Below are 21,844 nucleotides of genomic sequence, written 5' to 3'. Positions count from 1 at the left end.
GGGCTGACCGGTATCAGAACAGGCCGGGGCGCGGCAACAGGTAAGCCCCGCGCCGCGCCCCATCCTTGTTCAGAACAGACCTTCAATCTCGCCCTCGGCATTCAAACCGATGGACAGCGCCGCGGGATTGCGCGGCAGGCCCGGCATGGTCATGATCTCGCCGCAGACAACGACGATGAAACCCGCGCCCGCCGACAGCCGCACTTCGCGCACCGGGACCGAATGGCCGGTGGGCGCGCCACGCAGGGTCGGGTCGGTCGAGAAGCTGTATTGCGTCTTCGCCATACAGACCGGCAGGTTGCCATATCCGGCGTCTTCCCAGTCACGCAACTGGTTGCGCACTTTGTTGTCGGCCAAAACTTCGTCCGCGCGATAGATGCGCTTGGCGATGGTTTCGATTTTCTCCATCAGTGGCATCTCGTCGGGATAGATCGGCGCGAAGCTGGCGACATCTGCGTCGGCCACCTCGGCCACGCGACGCGCCAGCGCCTCCGACCCTTCCGAGCCAAGTTCCCAATGGCGCGACAGGATCGCCTCGGACCCGTGGCTATCCACATAATCCTTCACCGCCTGCACCTCGGCATCGGTGTCCGTGACAAAGTGGTTGATCGCCACCACAACCGGCACGCCAAAGGATTTGAGGTTCTCGATGTGACGACCAAGGTTCGGGCAGCCAGCCTGAACAGCCGCGACGTTTTCCGCGCCCAGATCGGCCTTGGCCACGCCGCCATTCATCTTCATCGCGCGCACTGTGGCAACCAGCACCACGACAGACGGCGCAATGCCAGCCTTGCGACACTTGATGTTCATGAACTTCTCGGCACCCAGATCGGCCCCGAAACCGGCTTCGGTCACGACATAGTCGGTCAGTTTCATCGCGGTTTTCGTCGCAATGACCGAGTTACAGCCATGCGCGATGTTGGCAAACGGGCCACCATGCACAAAGGCCGGGTTGTTTTCCAGCGTCTGCACAAGGTTGGGCTGCATCGCGTCCTTCAACAGCACCGTCATTGCGCCGTCTGCGCCAATGTCGCGGCAATAGATCGGGGTGCGTTCGCGGGTATAGGCCACGATGATGTCGCCCAGACGCTTTTGCAGGTCTTCCAGATTGTTGGACAAACACAGGATCGCCATCACTTCCGAGGCGACGGTGATGTCATATCCGGTCTGGCGCGGGAACCCGTTCGATACGCCACCAAGTGACACCACGATGTCGCGCAGCGCACGGTCGTTCATGTCGACCACGCGACGCCACGCCACGCGGCGTTCGTCGATCGCAAGCTCATTGCCCCAATAGATGTGGTTGTCGATCATCGCCGACAGAAGCGAATGCGCCGAGGTGATGGCATGAAAGTCGCCGGTGAAATGAAGGTTCATATCCTCCATCGGCACGACCTGCGCGTAACCGCCGCCAGCCGCACCACCCTTCATCCCGAAGTTCGGCCCAAGTGACGCTTCGCGAATGCACACCATCGCTTTTTTGCCAATCCGGTTCAACCCATCGCCCAGACCCACGGTCGTCGTCGTCTTGCCTTCGCCCGCTGGCGTCGGGTTGATCGCGGTCACAAGGATCAGCTTGCCATCTTCGCGGTCCTGCACCGAGTTGATGAAATCCTGACTGACCTTTGCCTTGTCATGTCCGAAAGGCAGCAGATGTTCGGTCGGAATACCCAGTTTGTCGCCAATTTCTTGGATCGGGCGTTTCTTGGCTTCGCGGGCAATTTCGATGTCGGATTTATAGCTCATAGCAGATCCTTCAGATTCGTGCGCTTTTGTTCAGGTCAGGTCGCAGCCCTGTTGATACCGCGATCCTTTTCTTCTCGATACATATCTGCACTGACGGCCCCCCATAGGGTGGAATCCGACATGTTTGCCGCAGAATTCGTCGGAAAGCCCGGCGGCCCTTCTGCGCCAAGGTTGGTTGGGTCAACGGCGAAGCGCCGGTGCTACCCCTTGGGCTGCCACGCCCTTTGGCCGGGAATATACAGACGCAACTGATCCCCCAGCTTCAGCGTGCCCGGATGCTCGACCCAGACCGTGACACCGCGTCTGCCCTTGGCGGCAGGCTTGAAACCAAGGCCGTGGCCTGGCCGCACACGTTCCAATTCGCGGCTGACGTAATTGCAGGGGCGGTTTTCCATATCCACCACCAATGCCGCGCCGTTATCCGCCTGAAGTCGCGCCGAGGGCGGCAAGTGCGTGAAGTCAGGCAGCCCCTTGACCACCATCGACGCGCCCAACCATGCTGGGTCGATCTGGTCTAAATCCAGCGCGCTTGCGATTTCGGCTAGCTCTTCTGCGGACAGAACCGAGATCTGTCGGACATTGCGAATTTCGGTATCAAGCGGATACTGGTTGGTCACGCGCGGGCACGAGGATCGGGTGATGCCAGACCGTGCCTCGCCAATGATGCCCTCGTAATTCAGCTCGACCGCATCGCAGGCGACCGAGGTCAGCGTCGCGTCGCGGTCAGCGGTCTTGCCAAGCCACGTGATCGTGGCCCTGTGGTCGGTGGGGATAAGGGCGGGCATGGAGGCTCCTTGTCTTGTGTTGCGCCTATCCTGACGGGAAGAACATGCTGGCGCAAACCAAAAGCAGTGACGCTACCTTGCGTCGGCTCACCAACGACCGTGCAGCACGGCCAGCAGGCGACCGTCCGTCACTGCAAACCCAATGGCAATGACACCAAAGCCCAGATAGGCGCTGGCTTGCAGACTTTCCCCAAGAAACATCACGCCAAGCGCGATGGCAAAGGGCGGGATCAGCAGCGTGACCAACATCAGGTTGGCCGCGCCCGCCCGCGCAAGGATGGCGAAATACAGCACATATGCCAGCGAGGTGGAAAGGGCCGCGATGCCAAACACCGCCCCCCAGACCGGCAGCGACAGATGCACATTTGGCATCCCATCGACCAGAAGGACAACCGGCACCATCAGAACAACGCTGCCCACCACCATACCCAACGCATTCATCAACGGGGGCTGTCGTGCAAGCTGCGTCTTTCCCCAGACACTGGCGAAGGCATAGGACAGGGCGGCTGCCAGCACCGCAAGCTGCGCCAGATTTGTCAGGTTGAAATCGGACATTGCATCGCGCCCCATGATGATGCCAACCCCGGCGACACCCAACGTGGCCCCTGTGAGTTTGGGCAAGGTGAGCGGCTCGTCTTTCAACAAAAGCCCGGCCACAACCGCACCGAACACTGCCGTCGTGGCGTTCAGAATGGACGCCATACCGCTTTCAATTTCGCGCTGCCCCCAGAATATCAGCGTGAACGGGATCGCGTTGTTCAACGCGCCCATCACCAGATAGCTGCCCCAGATCCGCGGAGATCTTGGTAGCGTGATGCCTTTGGCGCGCACAACATACCACAAGATCGGCGTGGCCCAGAACACCCGATGAAGGGTGATCGTCAGGGGCGACAGCTCGCGCAGAGCGATTTCTGCGAAGAAGAATGACCCACCCCAAATGGCGGCCAGCAAAAAAAGCAGCGCAAAACTAAGGACGTCCAAAGACGGTGCGGTCGCTCGTGTCAAATGTCATTTCCCCCGGTCCAATTCTTGACCTTGCTGCCAGACGTATCTGGCGACAGCGACCCGGTTCTTGCGCGAAAAGCCCGTCACAAAAGAAAACCCCCGGCGCCATTGCTGGGCCGGGGGTTTTTGGCATGCGTTTCTTAGGTTGTCGGCTCGGGTTCCAGCCCGGAGTCACCCGAAGGCTTCGCGCGCGGCTTGGTTTTGGGAATGGCCGCCAGCGACGGGGCGTCACCCTCGTCCGAGGTATCATCCTCGTCATCGCCCTTGGTCGGTGGGTCGCCCTTCATGACGCGCTCGATCTCGGGCCCGGTCAGGGTCTCAAACTCCAGCAAGCCTTGGGCAAGGTTTTCCCATTCTTCCTTCTTCTCAGACAAGATCTTGAAGGCCGTGTCATAGCCGTTCTGAATGAAGCGCTTCACTTCTTCCTCGATCAGCTCTTTGGTGTGCGCCGAAACCGAGAAACCCGCCGTGTTGCCCGAATATCCTTCGGCCGCCTCGGCATAGTCGATATTGCCGACCTTCTCGGACATGCCCCAGCGCATCACCATGGCGCGCGCCAGACCCGAGGCCTGCTGGATGTCACCCGCAGGTCCATTGGACACATTTCCTTCGCCATACTTGATGATCTCGGCTGCCTTGCCCGCCATGGTCATGGCCAGCTTTTCTTCGCATTCCGACTTGTGCCAGTTCAGGCGGTCGATCTCGGGCAGGGATACAACCATACCCAGCGCGCCTCCGCGCGGGATGATCGTCGCCTTGTAGACCGGATCGCACTGCGGCAGCGACATGCCAACCACCGCGTGGCCGGCCTCGTGATAGGCGGTTTTTTCCTTCTGATCGTCCGTCAGAACCATCGAGCGGCGTTCAGCCCCCATCATCACCTTGTCTTTCGCGTTCTCGAAATCTTCCATGGTGACGAATCGGCGACCAATGCGCGCGGCCATCAGAGCGGCTTCGTTCACAAGGTTCGCCAGATCAGCACCCGAGAACCCCGGCGTGCCGCGCGCGATGATGCGCATATCGGCGTCGGGACCCAGCGGCACCTTGCGGGCGTGCACGCCCAGGATCTTCTCGCGACCTTTGATGTCGGGGTTTGGCACGGTGACCTGGCGGTCAAAGCGGCCCGGACGCAGAAGTGCTGGGTCCAGAACGTCACGACGGTTGGTGGCGGCCAGGATGATCACACCCTCGTTCGCTTCAAAGCCGTCCATTTCGACCAGAAGCTGGTTCAGCGTCTGTTCGCGTTCGTCGTTGCCACCGCCATAGCCTGCGCCACGCGACCGGCCCACCGCGTCGATCTCGTCAATAAAGACGATGCAGGGCGCGTTTTTCTTGGCCTGTTCGAACATATCGCGGACACGGCTTGCGCCGACACCCACGAACATCTCGACGAAATCAGAGCCGGAGATGGTGAAGAACGGCACGCCGGCCTCGCCAGCAATGGCACGGGCCAGCAGCGTTTTACCGGTGCCGGGAGGGCCAACAAGAAGCGCCCCTTTGGGGATCTGCCCGCCCAAGCGGCTGAATTTCTGCGGGTTGCGCAGGAATTCCACGATCTCTTCCAGCTCTTCCTTGGCTTCATCAATGCCCGCCACGTCGTCAAAGGTCACACGACCTTCGCGTTCGGTCAGCATCTTGGCCTTGGATTTGCCAAAGCCCATGGCACCGCCGCCCCCGCGGCCCTGCATCCGGTTCATCATGAAGAACCAGAAACCGATCAGCAGAATCACCGGCAGCAGCAAGGACATGAGGCTCATGAACCCTGATTGCTGTTGTGCTTCGGCTTTGACCTCGACACCTTTGGAGATCAACTGGTCGGTCACCTTGGCATCACGCGGCACGATGGTTTGATACATCTTGCCATCTGAACCCTGATAAACGACTTGCTCACCATCAATGGTGGCGGTCTTGACCTGGTCACCATCTACAGCGGCCACGAACTCGGAATAGCTGACCTGCGATGCAGCCAGCCCGGCCTGCCCGTTCGAAAACAGGTTGAACAAGGCCAGGATCAGCAGAAAGAGCACGATCCAGAAGGCGAAATTTCTCGCGTTGCCCAAGGGGGATCTCCTTTGAATGCCATGACGACGAGGCGCAAGCCGGACGGCACAGCGCTGTCTCTAAAATAGGGATGATCTTGGTATGTTCAATGCGATAAAATGGACAGAAGGAAATCTTCCTTCTCGGGTGCCGTCGAAAGGCTCCATCCGTTGGCGTATTCTGCCAAAGGTGCCGCGATCAAACCGGCCTTGGTCCAGACCGCAGGTGAGGCCAAAACCGTCTGGCGCGACAGCCCTGACGCCCGCCAGTTCGGGCAGTCCGAAATCCCCTGCCCCAATGCCGCAATCCACGCATTTTCAATAGGTTGCGCACTTTCTAGCCGCCAGCGACCGTCCCAAAGCGCGTCAGATTCAGCCCTTTGATTATGCACCGCCTCGTATTCGCGCACGACCTCGATCACATCTTTATGCAACGTCACCAGGCAGCCCTGAAGGGTGCGCGCAGTGCCAGACAGAACGTCGGTCTCTAATGCGCAAAGGGCGTCAAAGCGCGGCCGATAAACCGTTGAAGACACGAACATAAGGGCGTGCGCCAGCAACCGATGGCGGGTTTCAGCCGGCAATTGCCGAAACGCGACAGCGTCAAAAAGCACCGCACCCCCTTCGACACGCGCAATGCGCACGGCAGTTTCGTGGGCGAAATATGACAGCGCGCTGCGCGCCTCGCGCATGTGGCGCGCCGTTTCGACCAGACGGGAGCGATCAAGGCCCAGTTTCGCAAGATCCTGCATGGCTTGGCGGACGCGAACCCGGTCAAAGCGCGGATCGTCGTTCGAGGGGTCATCGACCCAGCCATGCCCGCGGTCCTGCAGCCAACCTCGCAGCGCATCGCGTTCAGCCGAAAGAATAGGGCGAAGCCAACGCACCCCCCTGTCCACCCAATCGTCGCGCATTTGCGAAAGCCCATCCACACCCGATCCGCGCGCAAGCCGCATCAAGAACGTCTCGGCCTGATCGTCGGCTGTGTGCCCAAGTGCGACGGCGTCCAGCGCCTGCGCCTTGGACCAACCCGCCAGCAGGTCATAGCGTGCATGGCGGGCCGCGTGTTGCAGATTGCCCGTGACATCCGGCGACCAGCGCAGGATGTCGTGCGGCACGCCAAGCCGGTCGCAGGTATCGGCAACCCGGCGGGCTTCCGCCTCGGCTTCGGGGCGCAAGCCGTGATCGACGGTGGCCGCGCCAAGCGCCACGCCCTGCGCCGCACTCCACCCGTGCGCCATGTTCAACAGCGCCATGCTGTCGCTTCCGCCAGACACCGCCACCCCCAAACGCAGAACGGGCCCGCGCGCGCGGGCCCGGTTCAGGGCATCAGCCAGTGTCTTTTCAAGCGTCATTGGCACCCAAGGCTGGTCCGTGCGGCCTGCGCATCTTCAACGGCGGGTGTGCCGGGGAAACGTTTGCCGACTTCGGTCAGCGTCGCGCAGGCTTCTGAAATCTGGCCAAGCGCACCAAGGGCATTGCCCAACCGGAACAGCGCGTCTGGGGCACGGTCGCTGTTGGGCGCCCCTGAGAAAGCGTTCAGATAGGCGCGGGCGGCGGATTTGACATCGCCCTGACCGGTCAACGCTTCGCCGCGTTGAAAATGCGCCTCGGCGGTGAGCGGCCCACCGGGATAGGCATCAATGAACGCCTCATACATGGTCGCGGCCTGTTCAAAGTCGCCCGCTTCCAACGCCGCACCGGCGGCATCGAAATCCTCTTTCTCCGACACGGCGAGTTCGGTCGTCAGGGGTTGGGCGGGCTCTGGGGCCGCGATGGGGGCGGTTGGCGCGGCGCCCCCGCCCAGCGTCGTGGTTTCGCTCAGCTTGCTGACATCGCCGCCTTCAAGTTCGACCAGACGAAATTCCAGATCACCGATCCGGTTGGTGCCATCCTGCACGATCGAATTGATGCGGAACTCCAGCTGTTCCGTCTTGCCGGTCAGCCGCGACAGCTCGCCTTCCAGCGTTGCCATGCGTTCGTTGAGACCGCCCGCACCCGCCTGCACCGATGCAGCCCCCGTGGTGGACAGTTCGGTCTTGAGCTTCTGAATCTCGACATAAAGCATCGTCAGCTCTTGCCGGATGTCCGCCAACGATTGCGCCCGATCTTGGGCGAATGATGGAGTGACAAGCGTGATGGAAAGACTAAGTGCGACGGCACCTAACCGGGGAAAACGCGGCATCGGGAACCTCCTTGTCCGGTGGGGGATCAGCTGACCAAACCGCCTGCGGCCAGAACGGTCACAGCGCGGCGGTTCTTGGCATAGCAGCTTTCTTCCGAACAGATCTCAAGCGGCCGTTCCTTGCCATAGCTCACAGTTTGCAGCCGGTTCGGGGCGACGCCGCGTTCGATCAGGAAGTTTTGCACAGCCGAGGCGCGGCGGGCGCCCAGTGCAAGGTTGTATTCGCGCGTGCCTTGTTCGTCGGCGTGGCCTTCGATCACGGCGGTGTAGGCGGTGTTTTCCATCAGCCAAGCCGCTTGTTTGGTCAACAGCTCGATGCCCTCGGCGCTCAGCGAAGACTGGTCCACGGCAAACAGCACGCGATCCCCAATCGTCTGTTGGAAATAGGCTGGTGATTTCGGGTCGGACGGGCTGCCCGCCACGAAATCCCCACCCAGCGCACCTGCGCCATATTCATTGTCCAACCGGTTTTTTGAACAGGCCGAAAGTGTCAAAGCGCCCACAACCAGCGCAGCGATTGCAAAAGTTCTCATTGGTCGTTCCTGTGTCCATTCTGAGCCTGCATTATCAGGTGACAGGCTGTTTTGTTGCTCGTTGGCGCAAGTTTAACAGTTTGCGCACCATTTGGAAACGGATCGGAAAACAGCGCCAAAGCTGCCCCGATCCGTGGGCGTGAAAGCGCCTATTTCAAAAGCGGTGACCAAGCTGGGTCAGACGCGGCCCCCTCTGTCACCACACGACGCAGATTGCGCCCCGAAATGTCAACGGAATAAAGCGCAGGCGCCCCGGCTGCCCCTTGGCTTTCGCGCGCGAACATGATCACCCGCCCATTTGGCGACCAGGTCGGACCTTCATCCAGGAACGAGGCCGTCAGAAGCCGTTCTTCCGACCCGTCCGTGCGCATGACGCCGATATGGAACCGGCCGGCATTTTGCTTGGTAAACGCGATCAGGTCGCCACGCGGGGACCAGACGGGCGTGCCATAGCGGCCCTGCCCGAAGCTGATGCGGGTGGCCTCTCCTCCGCCTGCGGGCATGACATAAAGCTGCTGACTGCCGCTTCTGTCACTTTCAAAGACGATCTGGCTGCCATCAGGGGAAAAGCTGGGCGCGGTTTCGATGGATGGGGTCGAGGTCAACCGGCGCGGATTGCTGCCGTTGATGTCCATCGCATAGATGTCCGTATTGCCCCCGGCCGACAGCGAATAGACAACCGTGCGCCCATCGGGCGAAAAGCGCGGCGCGAAGGTCATCGTGCCTTGCTGTTGCGACAACACCTGCCGCCCCACTGTGGCAACATCCAGCACATAGACCTGCGGGAAGCCTGTCTCGTAGCTGGTATAGAGCACCTTGTCGCCGGTGGGCGAAAAGCGCGGCGCCAGCACCAGCGCCGAACTGTCGGTCAAATACTGCACATTCGCGCCGTCGTAATCCATGATTGCCAGCCGCTTGCGCTTGGCATTCTTGGGACCGCTTTCAGACACGAACACCACACGGCTGTCGAAATAGCCGCCCTCGCCGGTGATCCGGCTATAGACAATGTCGGCCACCTTGTGCGCCATGCGCCGCCACGAGGCGGCGGTGCCTGCAAACTGCAAACCCTCGCCCAGTGGCTGATCGGAAAACACGTCAAACACCCGGAACTTGACGTTGATCGTATCGCCCGAGGTCGACACCGCCCCGGTGATCAGCGCCTGCGCATTAATTGCCTTCCAGTCAGCGTAGGCGACCGGGCTCGCAAAGCTTGTCACGTTGGACACGAACGCATCGGCCGGGATTTCACGAAACAGCCCCGTTCCGGCAAGATCAGCCGCGACGACGCGCGCGATCAGACCGGCGTAATCACTGGCCCCGCCATCTTCGGCCTGAAAATCAGGGATCGCGAAGGGCAAGGGTTCGATCACACCGTCGGTGATTTCGATCCTTAAAGGGCCTTCTGCAAGGCTGGTGTTTGGGGCACCAAGAAGCGAAAGCCCCGTGGCAAAAGCGATGGTCAATGTCCTGATAAGGGTCATTTTATCCTCATCTTTTCCGGGTTGAAGGTCATTTCAATTTCCTGCCATTGGCCATATTTTTCGGCCGGCAGATCGAAGCCGCTTGCGCCGCAGCGAATGATCGCGCGCCGCGCGGCTTGAAACGCAGTGTCGGCGGCGCCTTTGGATGGGCCATCCCATGATGCCATCTTGATCCCCTCGGGTTTGCCGTCTCGGCTCATTGTCACCAATACCACAACCGTGGTGGTCATGGCATCGGTCGACGAAGACCCAAGGTTCCAGCAGCGGCTGACAGCCACACGCAGCCCGTCTTTTTCACCCCGGGTCAGGGGCGGGCCTTCGGGCACGTCTTGCGCAGGCGTATCGGTTTCACCACCGGCAACTTGGTCGGCCACGGCTGCGGCGACGGCCGCTGCAGTATTGGCAGGCGCCGGAGTCTCGGCCGGGGTTTCAGCAGGCGTTTCCGGTTCAGCGGTTTCCACAGGTGCAGGGCGGTTGGGACGCGTTTTTGGACGCGACGAGGTCGCAGGGGCAAGCGACGGATCTTCCACCGGCTCTTCGGCTTCGGTCACAATCTCGGTCGAGGTCTCAGGCGGCGCGGTTGGCGTCACCTCTTCGGGCAGAGGCTCGGGCGTCGGCTCTGGCGAGGGTTCTGGCGCTTCAACCACCTCGGGTGCTTCCTCTACAGGTGTTTCCGGCTCTGGCGCGGGGGTCGGGGCCACGCGCGGCGCGGGCGCGGGAGGGGCTGTTTCGGGTTCCGGTTCAGGCGTCGGTTCGGGTTCCGGTTCAGGCGTCGGTTCGGGTTCCGGTTCAGGCGTCGGTTCGGGTTCCGGCTCCGGTTCCGGCGCTGGTGCGGGTTCAGGCTCCGGCGCTGGCGCAGGTGCCGGCTCTGGCGCGGGCTCGGGCGTCGGGCGCGGGGCGGGGGGCGTGTCGCCCTCGGTCGCGGCCTCGCCTTTTGGCGCGCTCAACGCGGCAAATTCAGCTTCCGAGATGATCGAGACATCGGACACCTGCACAAGCTCTTCGTCGCGCGACCAGTTGAAGGCCCCGCCGAAAAGCACCCACAGGATCAAGATCCCGTGGACAGATGCCGAGATGTAAAGACCTCTGCGCATACGCCCTGCCCTAGTTGTCCGTGCCGGTCAGACTTGGCCCGCCACCTTCGGTCACAAACCCGATCGAAGTGAAGCCCGCCGCGTTCAACGCACCCATCACCTTGGCAATCGCGTCCCATTCGACCTGCCCATCGGCGCGCAAAAAGACCTTGTTGTCCGTGCGCTCAGCCGCAATGGCGCGCAGCTTGGTGATCAACTCGCTCTGAGCAATCTCGGTGGTTTGCAGGAAAATCTGCCCCTCTTCGGTGATGGTGATCGCCAAAGGCTCTTCCTCAGGGGCGTCCAGCGATTTGGCGGCGGTTTTGGACAGCTCCACCGGCACACCGACAACCATCAGGGGTGCGGCGACCATGAAGATGATCAGCAGCACCAGCATCACGTCCACGAAGGGGGTGATGTTGATCTCAGCCATCACGCGGCGATGTTTGCCGCGACGACGTCCGCGCCGGGCGCGTCGATCCGCACCCCCGCTTTGTTGCACACCAGCAGCCATATCAGCTGTCCAGCTGACGGCTGAGGATGGTGGCGAACTCGTCTGCGAAGGCTTCGTAGCCCGCAAGGATATTGTCGCTATCCACGCTTAGCTTGTTGTAAAACACGGCCGCCGGGATCGCGGCCAGAAGGCCCAGACCGGTGGCCAAAAGCGCCTCGGCGATGCCGGGGGCGACGACGGCCAGGTTGGTGTTTTGTTGCTGCGCAATCTCGACAAAGGCGTGCATGATGCCCCAAACGGTGCCGAACAACCCCACAAACGGCGCGGTTGACGCGACAGTCGCCAGAAAGCTCAGCCCCTTGTTCAGCTCTTCGCCTTGCTTGGCGATGGCCACATCCATTGACCGGTCAATGCGCGACTGCGCGTTCGCGATCAAACCGCCATCAGCCCGGTGAGAGCGGCGCCATTCCAGCATCCCGGAGGAAAAGACCTTTTCCGCCGACCCGTCAGGCGTCGGTCCGATCTGGTCAAACAGCTCGTCCAGCGGCTCACCCGACCAGAACTTGCGGTCGAACGCCTCGGCGTCCGAACGGGCGCGCCGGAAGGCCATGTGTTTTGTGATAATAATCGCCCACGACCAGATGGACGCCGCAATCAAAAGCAGCATCACCAGTTTGACCGTGAAAGTTGCGCGAATAAATAGGGCGAAGAAGGAGAAATCAATCTCCGCCGCCGCCTGAAGCGTTTCCGTTTCCATATGTCTGCCTCTGTACCGCCGCCTCTTTGTGCAGCTTTTCTGCACGAAGATTAGCCCAATGCCACGGGGAATGCCATCAAAACCGCGTCATCGGCGACAAAGCCCTGTGGTTCAGTGAACCAGACGGCGGATATTTGCCGGAAGCCGGGCGGGTTGGCCGGTATCTGAGACGCAAACAATGGTGACGATGGCTTCAAACAAGCGTTCTTCACCACGTTTCACGACTTGCTCCATCACCAACCGCGCGCCGGTAACCTGCTGAACAGATGTTTCAACCTGCAACTTTTCGTCAAAACGCGCCGAGGACAGGTAGTCCGCTTCGACCCGGCGCACCGCGAACACCTGCCCGTCTTCGCGCATCGCGTTCTGGTCGATCCCAATCTCGCGCACCCAATCAGACCGCGCGCGTTCGATATAGCGCAGATAGTTGGCGTAATAGACGATCCCGGCCATGTCGGTGTCTTCATAATAAACGCGGATGGGAAAACGGTGCATCGGGGCCTCGTGGTTCTGCTCGTCCCGACCCTAGCCGCGAAGGGGATAGTCTGCCAACCGCTCATATCGCGCGCCGTCCGGGCGCAGGTCAGACCGATAAAGCGACAGGGTGTCGAGCGTTACGGTCGGATATCGGATCGCGCCGTGGGTTTCCAGCGCACGGCCCAACGCGGACATGTCATTGGCCGTGGGCGTGCGCGGCAGGCGGGCCAGCGTCACGTGGCCGCGAAACCGCCGATGGGGCAATGTGATCCCGGCGCGACGCACCACCTGTCGGACCTGTTTGTGCAACCCGTCCACGCCCGCAGCGTTGATCGTCAGCACAGAGGGCACGGCCCCGCCCATGGTCGTCAGCCCCGCCAGATCAACGGTCGCGGGCGGAGCGTGCAAGACCTCTAACTCCGCGTTCAGGTCTTCGAGCGCGTCGAGTGGTTGTTCATCCAGAAACACCAGCGTCAGGTGGATGTTTTCCTCAGGTAGCGGTCGCCCGACCTTGAGCCGGCTCGCAAACCCGGCGAGTTGCGCGGCCAGATCGTCCGGCACGGGAAGGGCCAGAAAGCAGCGCATTTAGTGCAATGTGGTGGCAGCGGGACCACCCACCTGCATCCGCGCAAAGATTCTGAGCGCATGTGACGCATCATCTGCCGCCACGGGCAGCATCGGATCATAGGCTGCCGCAATCAGCGCGGCGATTTCTGGGCGCAGGATGGTCTGGCCATCAGGCAGCAGTGCAAGCGGGCTTTTGGTCGAAAACGCCCCTTCACCCCACAGCAGGATCGCTTGCACAGCTTGGGACAGCGCCAACGTCTCGGCCGGTTGGTCCACCATCACGCCTTGCATGCAGACAAAGGTGAAACAGGCTTGAATGGCGTTCTGGTCATCAAAGCGGAAGGCGCGGTATTGCGTGGCCCCGGCCTCTTTCAGCCGGGCCACCAGCGGCTCCAATCCGGGGATCATCTCGCCCAGTTTTGGCACCTCCAGCAACTCGTCCCAGTCGCGGAAAAAGAACACCATCAGGTTCGCGCCCAGTTCCGGGTCAGTCTCGGCCATCTTGTGACCGGCCAGCGTCACCACCGCCTCGATCGCGCCTTTGACAACCTCAAGCGTGGCGTCTTCGACACCGAACACAACCGGCACGATGGGGCGGCCCCAGCGGGCGAAGGTGAAGTCACCATTTGCGCGGGTGAAATGCGCGGTCACGTCTTCGGGGGTCATAAGGGGGGCGGTCATCTGGCGTCTCCTGATCTGCGGGGTGATGTCCCGCAAATGGACGCGCGTTTCAAGGGCTAACCTTCGAAAAGCTGTCCTTGTCCCGCACCGCGCGGTTGAGAAACGGGGGCAGTCAGTCCGAGGTGTCGCCATGCAATCTGGCCCAGCATGCGCCCGCGAGGGGTGCGTTGGATCAAGCCTTGTTGCAAAAGGAACGGCTCGATCACTTCTTCCAGCGCATCGCGGCTTTCGGACAGAGCGGCGGACAGGGTTTCTATGCCCACCGGGCCACCGCCGTAGTGCTCTGCCATCAAGCCAAGATAGCGCCGATCCGCTCCGTCCAACCCCAGATGATCGACACCCAACCGCGTCAGCGCGTTGTCGGCGAGGTCGCGGGTGATCCGCCCGTCGCCTTCGACCACCGCGAAATCAACGACGCGGCGCAACAGCCGCCCGGCGATGCGCGGTGTGCCACGGGCGCGTTTGGCAATCTCGCGCGCGCCATCTTCGTCGGCAGGTGCGCCCAGTTTGACGGCGTTGCGGGTCACGATCTCGTGCAACTCATCGACCGAATAAAATTGCAGCCGCACAGGAATACCGAAGCGATCGCGCAGCGGCGTGGTCAGAAGGCCCAACCGCGTCGTTGCCCCGACCAGCGTGAAGGGTTGTAATTCGATCCGCACGGTGCGGGCCGCAGGCCCTTCGCCGATCACCAGATCCAGTTCGAAATCTTCCAGCGCGGGATAGAGCACTTCTTCGACCACCGGATTGAGCCTGTGAATTTCGTCAATGAACAAGACGTCATTGGCTTCCAGATTGGTCAGGATCGCGGCCAGATCACCGGCCTTGGCCAGCACGGGGCCAGAGGTCATGCGGAAGTTCACGCCCAACTCGCGCGCCATGATTTGCGCCAGTGTCGTCTTACCCAAACCGGGCGGGCCGTGGAACAGCACGTGGTCCATCGCCTCGTTGCGCTTGCGTGCGCTTTCGATGAAGATACGAAGATTGGAACGCGCCTCGGCCTGCCCGATGAAATCACCCAGCGTTTGCGGGCGCAGGGCGCGATTCACATCCTCGGTGTCTTCAGGTCGCGGCGCAGGGCGCAGCGTCGGGTCAGGTGTGTTCAGAGGATCAGAGGCGGTCATAATATCCTTCTAGCCCCCTACCCTTTGGGCGCAAGAAGTTTCAGCGCGGCGCGGATCAGGCCGGAGGTGTCCAGCGACGGATCCTCGCCCAGCGCCTGTGCGACGGCGGACGCTGCTTCACCGGGCGCGTAGCCGAGGTTGGTCAGGGCCGACAGCGCCTCGGATTGAGCAGCGGCATTGCCCGCCGGCGCGGGCGGAGTGATGGGCGTGGCCGGAATGTTCGGCTCGATCACCGCATCATCCGTCGCAGGTGCACCTGTGGCCACCGATGCCTGACCCGACAGCGCCATGACAGATGCCGCCTTGTCTTTCAGCTCCAACACCACGCGCTGCGCGGTTTTCGGGCCAAGCCCCTTGGCGGCTTTCACAGCGTTCCAGTCGCCCAATGCGATCGCGCGGCTGACCCCGTCCGGCCCCAACGTGCCAAGGATCGCCATCGAGGCTTTCGCACCGATACCCTGCACGCTCATCAACAGCCTGTGCCATTCTTTTTCGACAAGGGTGGTGAAGCCGAACAGTTGCAGATTATCCTCGCGCACCAAAAGCTCGGTATAGAGCGCGACAGCTTCGCCCGGTCCGGGCAGGCTGGCCATGGTGCGGTCCGAGACATAGACAAGATAGCCCACGCCGCGCACGTCGATCAGAACATGATCATCGGCACGGTAATCCAGACGTCCTGCGATTTTACCAATCATGCTGTGGCTTTCTTTAACGCGGCTTCCAGACGGCCCGCAGTCTGGGCGTGAAAGGCATGGCAGATCGCGATGGCCAGCGCGTCGGCGGCATCGGCCCCTTTGATCTGAACGCCGGGCAATTGCATTTTCACCATATGCTCGACCTGTTTCTTATCGGCATGGCCCACACCCACTACGGCCTTCTTCACCGCATTGGGCGCGTATTCCCCGATGGGAAGCCCCGCCTTGGCAGGCACCAGCAAAGCGATGCCGCGTGCTTGCCCCAGCTTCAGGGTGGCGACGGCGTCCTTGTTCACGAAAGTCTGTTCGACTGCCGCAGTTTCGGGGGCGAATTGCGCCAGCACGTCGGTCAGTTGGTCGTAAAGAGACAACAGTCGCGCAGCCAGTTCACCGGTGCGCGAATGACAGATCCCGTTGGCCACATGGGACATGCGGGTGCCGTCGGTGTCGATCACGCCCCAACCAAGGTTCCTTAGCCCCGGGTCAATGCCAATAACACGCATGTTGCACCCTGCCCTGTCTGCTCTGCCCGGCCGCTGGCGCATGATGCGCGGCGACCTTGTTGAAAACCGGACTAGCACGAAACAAGAACACGCGCCAGAAAGATTTGCAACACAAGGTGATCACGTGACATCAGACCGAGGCCATCTGATGTGATGCTTTTGCGACACAGTGCATCCCCCGGGCTGCAAAAGAATGACACGTTTCATAGTCGTTTCAGCCTGTTTTCGACCTCGAACAAACCGAAAGCGACCCGTTGCAGAAAACGCATATGAGTCATGCAATTTGGGGCCTTGTTGAACCCGCTATTCGGTTCTACATGCCGGCCAACGCAATGATGCAAACCGCAGTATTCTTTACCGAGAAGGACATGAAAATGGCTGCTTTCGAAACGACATACATCCCCGCAAATGGTGCGTCCTTCGGGGGTCGCCTTTCCACTGTTATTCGGGGCGCAGTCGCCTCGTTCGCGGCATGGAAAGATGCGCGTTCAACACGCAACGCACTGCTGCAACTGTCAGATCGCGATCTTGACGACATCGGCCTGTGCCGCGCGGATATCGAAAAACTCTGAACCGCTCATAAAAAAAACCGCGCCAAACGGCGCGGTCATTCTCCCCCGCCCGGTCAACCGAGCGGGGGTTTTTTTGTTTTTTGCGGATCAGTCCAGCGACAAGGCCACGAAACGAGGGTTGTCGTCGCGCCGCACCAAAAGCAGAACCGACTTGCGTCCACCGTCCTTGGCAGCCTCAAGTTGCGCCTTCAGGTCTTCGATCGACCCGACGGGTTGCTGCCCGGCTTCGGCCACCACATCGCCCGCACGCATCCCTTTTTCAAAGGCTTCCGTGTCCTCATCGATGTCCAGCACGACCAGACCGGTGGCGCCGGGTTTCAGGCCAAGTTCTTCACGGCGTGTGTCGTCAAGTTCGCCCAGCGTCATGCCGAGGATCTTGTCTTCCGCGGGGGCCTCGGGCGTTTCGTTTTCCGACCCCGGGGTCGAACCCGCGACCGCATCTTCGCGTCGTCCAAGCGTGATTTTCAGGGTCTCGGTCTTGCCACCCCGCAACACCACCACGCGCACGGCCTTGCCCACAGGCGCATTGCCAACGATGCGCACCAATTCGCGCGTGTCGGTGACATCGACGCCGTCGAAGGACAGAATGATGTCGTTGGGCAGAATGCCAGCCTCTTTCGCCGGGCCTTCGGGAACATCGGTGATCAATGCGCCATTGGTGCCGTCCAGCGCCATGGCTTCAGCAATATCGTCGGTGATGTCCTGAATGCGCACACCCAGCCAGCCGCGACGGGTTTCGCCGAATTCCTTCAACTGATCCACAACACGTTTGACCACGGCCGAGGACATCGCAAAGCCGATACCGATCGAGCCGCCATTCGGGCTAAGAATCGCAGTGTTCACGCCGATCACCTCGGCGTTCATGTTGAACAGCGGACCGCCCGAGTTGCCCCGATTGATCGCCGCGTCGGTCTGGATGTAGTCGTCATAGGCGCCTGACAGCTCGCGGTTCCTTTGCGACACGATCCCGGCTGAGACCGAAAACCCCTGCCCCAACGGATTACCAACAGCCATCACCCAATCGCCGACACGCATGATATCGCTGTCGCCGAAGCTGACAAACGGCAGCGGGCCGTCGCTTTCAACCTTCAACAGCGCGATGTCCGTGTTGGGATCGGTGCCGATCACCTTGGCGGCCAACTGGTCGCCACCGCCGAAGAACTCGATCATGATTTCATCCGCGCCCTCGATGACGTGGTTGTTGGTCACGATGAACCCATCCTCCGAGATCACAAACCCCGAGCCAAGTGCCTGACTGCGCCGCTGACGCTGAGGTTCGCCGTTGCCGTTCGGCCCACCGGGCTGATTGCGATCAAGGAAATCGCGGAAGAAATCCTCGAACGGGCTGCCTTCGGGCACCATGGGCTGGTTGCCTGTTCGCTGGGCCACAAGGGTTGATGTCGTGATGTTGACAACAGCCGGGCTGACCTGCTCGGCCAGATCGGCAAAGCTTTCGGGCACACCGCGCGCTTCGGCTTTTAGCCCTGATGCCAGGGTCACGGCCACGGCCATGACAAGCCCGACGAAGGCGCGCATGCCCCACATCTGATTATTTTGGGGGGAAATCGCCTGCACTTTCACACCTCTCTCCTTTCAAGAAACCGGTTCGGGTCGAAACCCGATCATGAATACTGTCTAGATAGGGCGGCAAAAGCGCAACGCAAAGTTCGTAACACCCATTCACTGCCATGTGATCTGCCGTCACCGGCGCCACCGTGCTGACAGAGGCGGGAAAATGCCGTCGGCACCCCCCGCTGTCGGGTCAGCCGTAAAGCGCGTTGGCTTGGGAAAAGGACAACAGGCGGTGGCTTTTTTCGTCCCACAGGTGAAGCCGGGCGCACACGAGGCTTTCGCGGATCGTCATGCGGTTCGCCTGTGCCAGATCGGCATGGTCGCGCAGCACTTCCGTCAGCCGATAGAAGGGAATGCGGCTGTAGAGGTGGTGAACATGGTGGATGCCAATATTGGCGCTGAACCACTGCAACACCCGCGGCATGACGTAGTGCGAGCTGCCATGCAGCGCGGCATCATGAAGCTGCCAGTCTTCCTCGCCGCTCCAATGGGTGTTTTCAAACTGATGCTGCACATAGAAAAGCCACATGCCAGCCGTGGCCGCCAACAGGGTCGAGGGCAAGAAGATCAGCAACAGCGCCGGAAGGCCGCCGAAATACCAGATCACCGTCAGCGCCGCGACGATAACCAGATTGGTGCCCATTGCGCTGATCCAATAGCGCAGACCCTTCATCAGGCCGAACGGCAGTCGGTTTTGCAGGAAAAACAAGTAGCTGGGCGCGAAGCCAAACAACACCACAGGGTTGCGATACAGGCGGTATTTGAACTGCTCGAACCGTGACAGGTCGTTGTATTCAGCCACCGTCAGGGTCAGGATATCCCCGATCCCACGCTTGCCCAGATTGCCAGCCGCACTGTGGTGGATCGAATGCGTGCGGCGCCAGACCGCATAGGGGGTCAGGGTCAGCACCCCGATCACCCGCCCGACCCAATCGCTGACCGCGCGGTGTTTGAAAAACGAGCCGTGGCCGCAATCATGTTGGATGGTGAACAAGCGCAGCAGGAACAGGGCGTTCAGGATGGACAGGCCAAGCGTCAGCCACAGACTGACCGACATCGACATCCACGCCAGCACCCAAAGCGCCAAGAACGGACCGATGCTGACGGCAAGCTCGAAAAAACTGCGCCCCAGATCGGGCTCGCGGTAGGTGGCTAGTGTTTTGACCCAGTCTTTCGCAGATCGTGTCGATTCGGATGATTTCGGAAAGTCTGGTGAGTGTTTCATATGCCTGCTTTTTACGATGCCCCATGCATCGATAAACGACCAGCCTGACATATCAAGCAAAATATGGGGTTTGACGCAGATGTCGCACTGGGTCAGCAAGGACGACACAGCCTTTACAGGCGCGACAGCCACACCAGCAAAACGCCCAATGCGATGGCGACCAGCCCCATCATTCGCCGCTGATCACGGCTGAGGGCGGCCATCATGGCCACCAGATCGTCCAAACGCGAAGGGGCCAGTGCGAACACCAGCCCCTCGATCACGAGCACAAGCCCGAACCCTAACAGGATCAGGGACATCAGCGACCCGTATCCGATTTCAGATAGTCGAAGAACTCGCTGTCGGGCGAAATCACCATCGAAGAAGTGCCCCCGACCAACGAATTCTCATAGGCTTCAAGCGACCGCATGAACGCATAGAATTCAGGGTCGCGACCCAACGCATTTGCCAAGATGCCATTGCGGCGGGCGTCTGCCTCACCACGAATGATCTGCGCCTGTTTGCGTGCCTCGGACACGGTTTCAACCACGGTCCGGTCAGCGGTGGCCCGCAAACGCTGGGCCGCTTCGTTACCGCGGGCGATTTCATCTGCGGCCAGACGTTGGCGTTCGGCGCGCATCCGTTCAAACGTAGCTTCAAGGTTCTGCTTGGGCAGATCGGCACGTTTGATACGCACGTCGATGATTTCGACGCCAAGCGACGCCGCTTGGGCACGGGCTTGATCGCGGATCTGGTTCATCAGCAGAACACGGTCAGCGGACAGAACCGCATTCGAGTTCACTTTACCCAAAACCTCACGCAGCTCTGCGTTCAGGATCCGCTCAAGACGCGGTTGCGCACCGGCAATCGAGCTTGCGCCGACTGCGCGGCGGAACTGCTTGGCATCGGAAATGCGCCAGCGAGCAAACGCGTCAACTTCAAGCCGCCGGCTGTCTGCTGGCGTCACTTCAAGCTTGCTGGTTTCCAAAGGCAGGATCCGAGCGTCATATTTGACGATCTCGTGAAACACGGGAATTTTGAAATACAGGCCGGGATCGGTGATCTCGGCTTGCACTTCACCAAACCACAGCCGCAGGGCTGTTTGGCGTTCATCGACAATATAGACAGCCTGCAACGCGCCAAACAGCAGCGCCACAACGGCGATCAGGATGATTTGAGTGCGTTTCATCAGTTCGCCCCCCCGTCCGTTGTTTGCGCCGGTTTGCGCGTCAGTTCATTCAGCGGCAGGTAAGGAACAACCCCCCCTTCTCCGCCGATGCCCTGATCAAGAATTACCTTGTCCACGCTCTTCATCACTTTTTCGATCGTTTCCAGATAGAGTCTCTTGCGCGTGATGTCCGGCGCCTTGGCGTATTCGTCATAAACCGCGATGAAGCGTGCGGCTTCACCTTCGGCTTCGTTCACGACGCGGGCGCGATACCCTTCGGCTTGCTCCATCAACTGAGCGGCTTCACCACGTGCTTCGGCAACGACGCGGTTCGCATAAGCGTCCGCTTGTTTTTGCAACGTGTCGCGGGTCTGTTCGGCCGCTTGCACTTCGCGGAAGCTGTCGATCACGTCCTCGGGCGGGTCGGCCTTGTCAAAGTTCACACGAACGATGTTGACGCCCGACTGATACCCATCCAGCGTCGACTGGATCAGATCTTGCAGATCCTGTTGGATGATACCACGATCCGAGGTCAGGATCGGAGACAGGCGAGAGCGTGCGATAATCTCGCGCATGGCTGATTCCGACACGGCCTGAATGGTGTTTTCTGGGGCTGCCAGATTGAACACGAACTTCTCAAGGTCCGAGATGTTCCAAACAACCTGAAAATCGATATCAACGATGTTTTCGTCACCTGTCAGCATCAGGCCTTCGCTGACCCCGTCGCCGATGTTGATCACGTTCTCACGCGTCACCGGATAGATCTCCCTGGTCACAACCGGCCAAGGCGCAAAGTTCAGACCCTCTTGGCCAACGCCGTAACGTTCACCGAACAAAAGCTCGACCGATTGCTCCGAGGTGTCGACGCGATAAAAACTGGCATATACCCAAACCGCGACCGCGACCAGCGCGATCAACAGGATCGAGCCACGCCCTAAGTTGGGGCCGTTGCCTTCGCCGCCCTGACCAGCGCCGCGACCTTTGTCGCCGCGTCCGCCCATGAGCACGCGCAACTGCTCTTGCCCCTTCTTCATCAACTCATCAATCTCGGGCATTTGCGGGGGCTCTTTGCCGCCGCGATTGCCACCACCATTCGAGGGGGGGCGCCCACCAGAGCCGCCACGGTTTCCACCGCCGCCCCAGGGACCGCCATTATCGCTGGCCATCTGGTCAAATTCCTTCCAAGTCAAACAAGGTATTGCGTTCATACCTGACCCTTTGCA

23 protein-coding genes are annotated in these 21,844 nt (G+C 60.7%); 1 reads left to right on the top strand and 22 read right to left on the bottom strand.

The window, feature by feature from the left end:
• Positions 1–69: 69 nt before the first annotated feature.
• The 17 genes from Q0864_RS02335 to ruvC form a co-directional block, all read right to left on the bottom strand.
• Positions 70–1,746 carry a formate--tetrahydrofolate ligase gene (locus tag Q0864_RS02335; protein ID WP_298565744.1) on the bottom strand — a complete coding sequence of 559 codons (1,677 nt, stop codon included), beginning with the start codon at positions 1,744–1,746 and terminating at the stop codon, positions 70–72.
• A gap of 200 nt (positions 1,747–1,946) precedes the next feature.
• Positions 1,947–2,531 carry an MOSC domain-containing protein gene (locus tag Q0864_RS02330; RefSeq protein WP_298565742.1) on the bottom strand — a complete coding sequence of 195 codons (585 nt, stop codon included), beginning with the start codon at positions 2,529–2,531 and terminating at the stop codon, positions 1,947–1,949.
• Positions 2,532–2,618: 87 nt separating this feature from the next.
• Entirely contained in the window at positions 2,619–3,536 is a 918-nt protein-coding gene (locus Q0864_RS02325; RefSeq protein WP_298565740.1) for a DMT family transporter, read from the bottom strand.
• A 140-nt stretch (positions 3,537–3,676) separates the two neighbouring features.
• Positions 3,677–5,596, bottom strand: coding sequence for an ATP-dependent zinc metalloprotease FtsH (gene ftsH / locus Q0864_RS02320; protein WP_298565738.1), 1,920 nt, complete (start codon positions 5,594–5,596; stop codon positions 3,677–3,679).
• An 86-nt stretch (positions 5,597–5,682) separates the two neighbouring features.
• The gene (tilS, locus tag Q0864_RS02315) at positions 5,683–6,930 is read right to left on the bottom strand and encodes a tRNA lysidine(34) synthetase TilS (RefSeq protein ID WP_298565736.1); all 1,248 of its coding nucleotides are present in this window, start codon (positions 6,928–6,930) and stop codon (positions 5,683–5,685) included.
• Complete coding sequence (ybgF, locus tag Q0864_RS02310) at positions 6,927–7,760, bottom strand: tol-pal system protein YbgF (RefSeq protein ID WP_298565735.1); 834 nt, start codon at positions 7,758–7,760, stop codon at positions 6,927–6,929. The genes tilS and ybgF overlap by 4 nt, the downstream gene beginning before the upstream one ends.
• A gap of 26 nt (positions 7,761–7,786) precedes the next feature.
• Positions 7,787–8,293, bottom strand: a complete 507-nt coding sequence (pal, locus tag Q0864_RS02305) for a peptidoglycan-associated lipoprotein Pal (protein ID WP_298565733.1) — start codon at positions 8,291–8,293, stop codon at positions 7,787–7,789.
• 149 nt (positions 8,294–8,442) lie between these two features.
• Positions 8,443–9,774, bottom strand: coding sequence for a Tol-Pal system beta propeller repeat protein TolB (gene tolB, locus Q0864_RS02300; RefSeq protein ID WP_298565732.1), 1,332 nt, complete (start codon positions 9,772–9,774; stop codon positions 8,443–8,445).
• Positions 9,771–10,868: a hypothetical protein gene (locus Q0864_RS02295; RefSeq protein WP_298565730.1), complete on the bottom strand. Its 1,098-nt coding sequence runs from the start codon at positions 10,866–10,868 to the stop codon at positions 9,771–9,773. Before Q0864_RS02295 ends, tolB begins: the two co-directional genes overlap by 4 nt.
• Before the next feature lie 10 nt (positions 10,869–10,878).
• Positions 10,879–11,361, bottom strand: coding sequence for an ExbD/TolR family protein (locus tag Q0864_RS02290; protein ID WP_298565728.1), 483 nt, complete (start codon positions 11,359–11,361; stop codon positions 10,879–10,881).
• A 1-nt stretch (position 11,362) separates the two neighbouring features.
• The gene (tolQ, locus tag Q0864_RS02285; protein WP_298565726.1) at positions 11,363–12,058 is read right to left on the bottom strand and encodes a protein TolQ; all 696 of its coding nucleotides are present in this window, start codon (positions 12,056–12,058) and stop codon (positions 11,363–11,365) included.
• 111 nt (positions 12,059–12,169) lie between these two features.
• The gene (gene ybgC, locus Q0864_RS02280; protein ID WP_298565725.1) at positions 12,170–12,553 is read right to left on the bottom strand and encodes a tol-pal system-associated acyl-CoA thioesterase; all 384 of its coding nucleotides are present in this window, start codon (positions 12,551–12,553) and stop codon (positions 12,170–12,172) included.
• A gap of 30 nt (positions 12,554–12,583) precedes the next feature.
• Positions 12,584–13,120 carry an RNA 2',3'-cyclic phosphodiesterase gene (gene thpR, locus Q0864_RS02275; RefSeq protein ID WP_298565724.1) on the bottom strand — a complete coding sequence of 179 codons (537 nt, stop codon included), beginning with the start codon at positions 13,118–13,120 and terminating at the stop codon, positions 12,584–12,586.
• Complete coding sequence (locus Q0864_RS02270; RefSeq protein ID WP_298565722.1) at positions 13,121–13,783, bottom strand: hypothetical protein; 663 nt, start codon at positions 13,781–13,783, stop codon at positions 13,121–13,123.
• Positions 13,784–13,839: 56 nt separating this feature from the next.
• Complete coding sequence (ruvB, locus tag Q0864_RS02265) at positions 13,840–14,889, bottom strand: Holliday junction branch migration DNA helicase RuvB (RefSeq protein ID WP_298566171.1); 1,050 nt, start codon at positions 14,887–14,889, stop codon at positions 13,840–13,842.
• Positions 14,890–14,924: 35 nt separating this feature from the next.
• Positions 14,925–15,602: a Holliday junction branch migration protein RuvA gene (gene ruvA / locus Q0864_RS02260; protein WP_298565720.1), complete on the bottom strand. Its 678-nt coding sequence runs from the start codon at positions 15,600–15,602 to the stop codon at positions 14,925–14,927.
• Complete coding sequence (gene ruvC, locus Q0864_RS02255; RefSeq protein ID WP_298565719.1) at positions 15,599–16,105, bottom strand: crossover junction endodeoxyribonuclease RuvC; 507 nt, start codon at positions 16,103–16,105, stop codon at positions 15,599–15,601. The genes ruvA and ruvC overlap by 4 nt, the downstream gene beginning before the upstream one ends.
• A 269-nt stretch (positions 16,106–16,374) precedes the next feature.
• Here ruvC and Q0864_RS02250 point away from each other — a divergent pair, with 269 nt between their 5' ends.
• Positions 16,375–16,677, top strand: a complete 303-nt coding sequence (locus tag Q0864_RS02250; protein WP_363317593.1) for a DUF1127 domain-containing protein — start codon at positions 16,375–16,377, stop codon at positions 16,675–16,677.
• 87 nt (positions 16,678–16,764) lie between these two features.
• Here the strand turns inward: Q0864_RS02250 and Q0864_RS02245 are convergent, their stop codons facing one another.
• The 5 genes from Q0864_RS02245 to hflK all read right to left on the bottom strand — a co-directional run bounded on the left by Q0864_RS02245 (position 16,765) and on the right by hflK (position 21,787).
• Complete coding sequence (locus Q0864_RS02245) at positions 16,765–18,213, bottom strand: Do family serine endopeptidase (protein WP_298566169.1); 1,449 nt, start codon at positions 18,211–18,213, stop codon at positions 16,765–16,767.
• A 226-nt stretch (positions 18,214–18,439) separates the two neighbouring features.
• The gene (locus Q0864_RS02240) at positions 18,440–19,474 is read right to left on the bottom strand and encodes a fatty acid desaturase (RefSeq protein WP_298565717.1); all 1,035 of its coding nucleotides are present in this window, start codon (positions 19,472–19,474) and stop codon (positions 18,440–18,442) included.
• Between the two features lie 113 nt (positions 19,475–19,587).
• Positions 19,588–19,773: a DUF2065 domain-containing protein gene (locus Q0864_RS02235; protein WP_298565715.1), complete on the bottom strand. Its 186-nt coding sequence runs from the start codon at positions 19,771–19,773 to the stop codon at positions 19,588–19,590.
• Positions 19,773–20,642, bottom strand: coding sequence for a protease modulator HflC (gene hflC / locus Q0864_RS02230; RefSeq protein ID WP_298565713.1), 870 nt, complete (start codon positions 20,640–20,642; stop codon positions 19,773–19,775). Before hflC ends, Q0864_RS02235 begins: the two co-directional genes overlap by 1 nt.
• Entirely contained in the window at positions 20,642–21,787 is a 1,146-nt protein-coding gene (gene hflK / locus Q0864_RS02225) for an FtsH protease activity modulator HflK (RefSeq protein ID WP_298565711.1), read from the bottom strand. The genes hflC and hflK overlap by 1 nt, the downstream gene beginning before the upstream one ends.
• Between the last annotated feature and the right edge of the window lie 57 nt (positions 21,788–21,844).

Source organism: uncultured Aliiroseovarius sp., assembly GCF_947497285.1.
Taxonomy (GTDB): domain Bacteria; phylum Pseudomonadota; class Alphaproteobacteria; order Rhodobacterales; family Rhodobacteraceae; genus Aliiroseovarius.
Note: the sequence above shows the minus strand (reverse complement) of the source record. Positions and strands in the feature narration are given on the sequence as shown.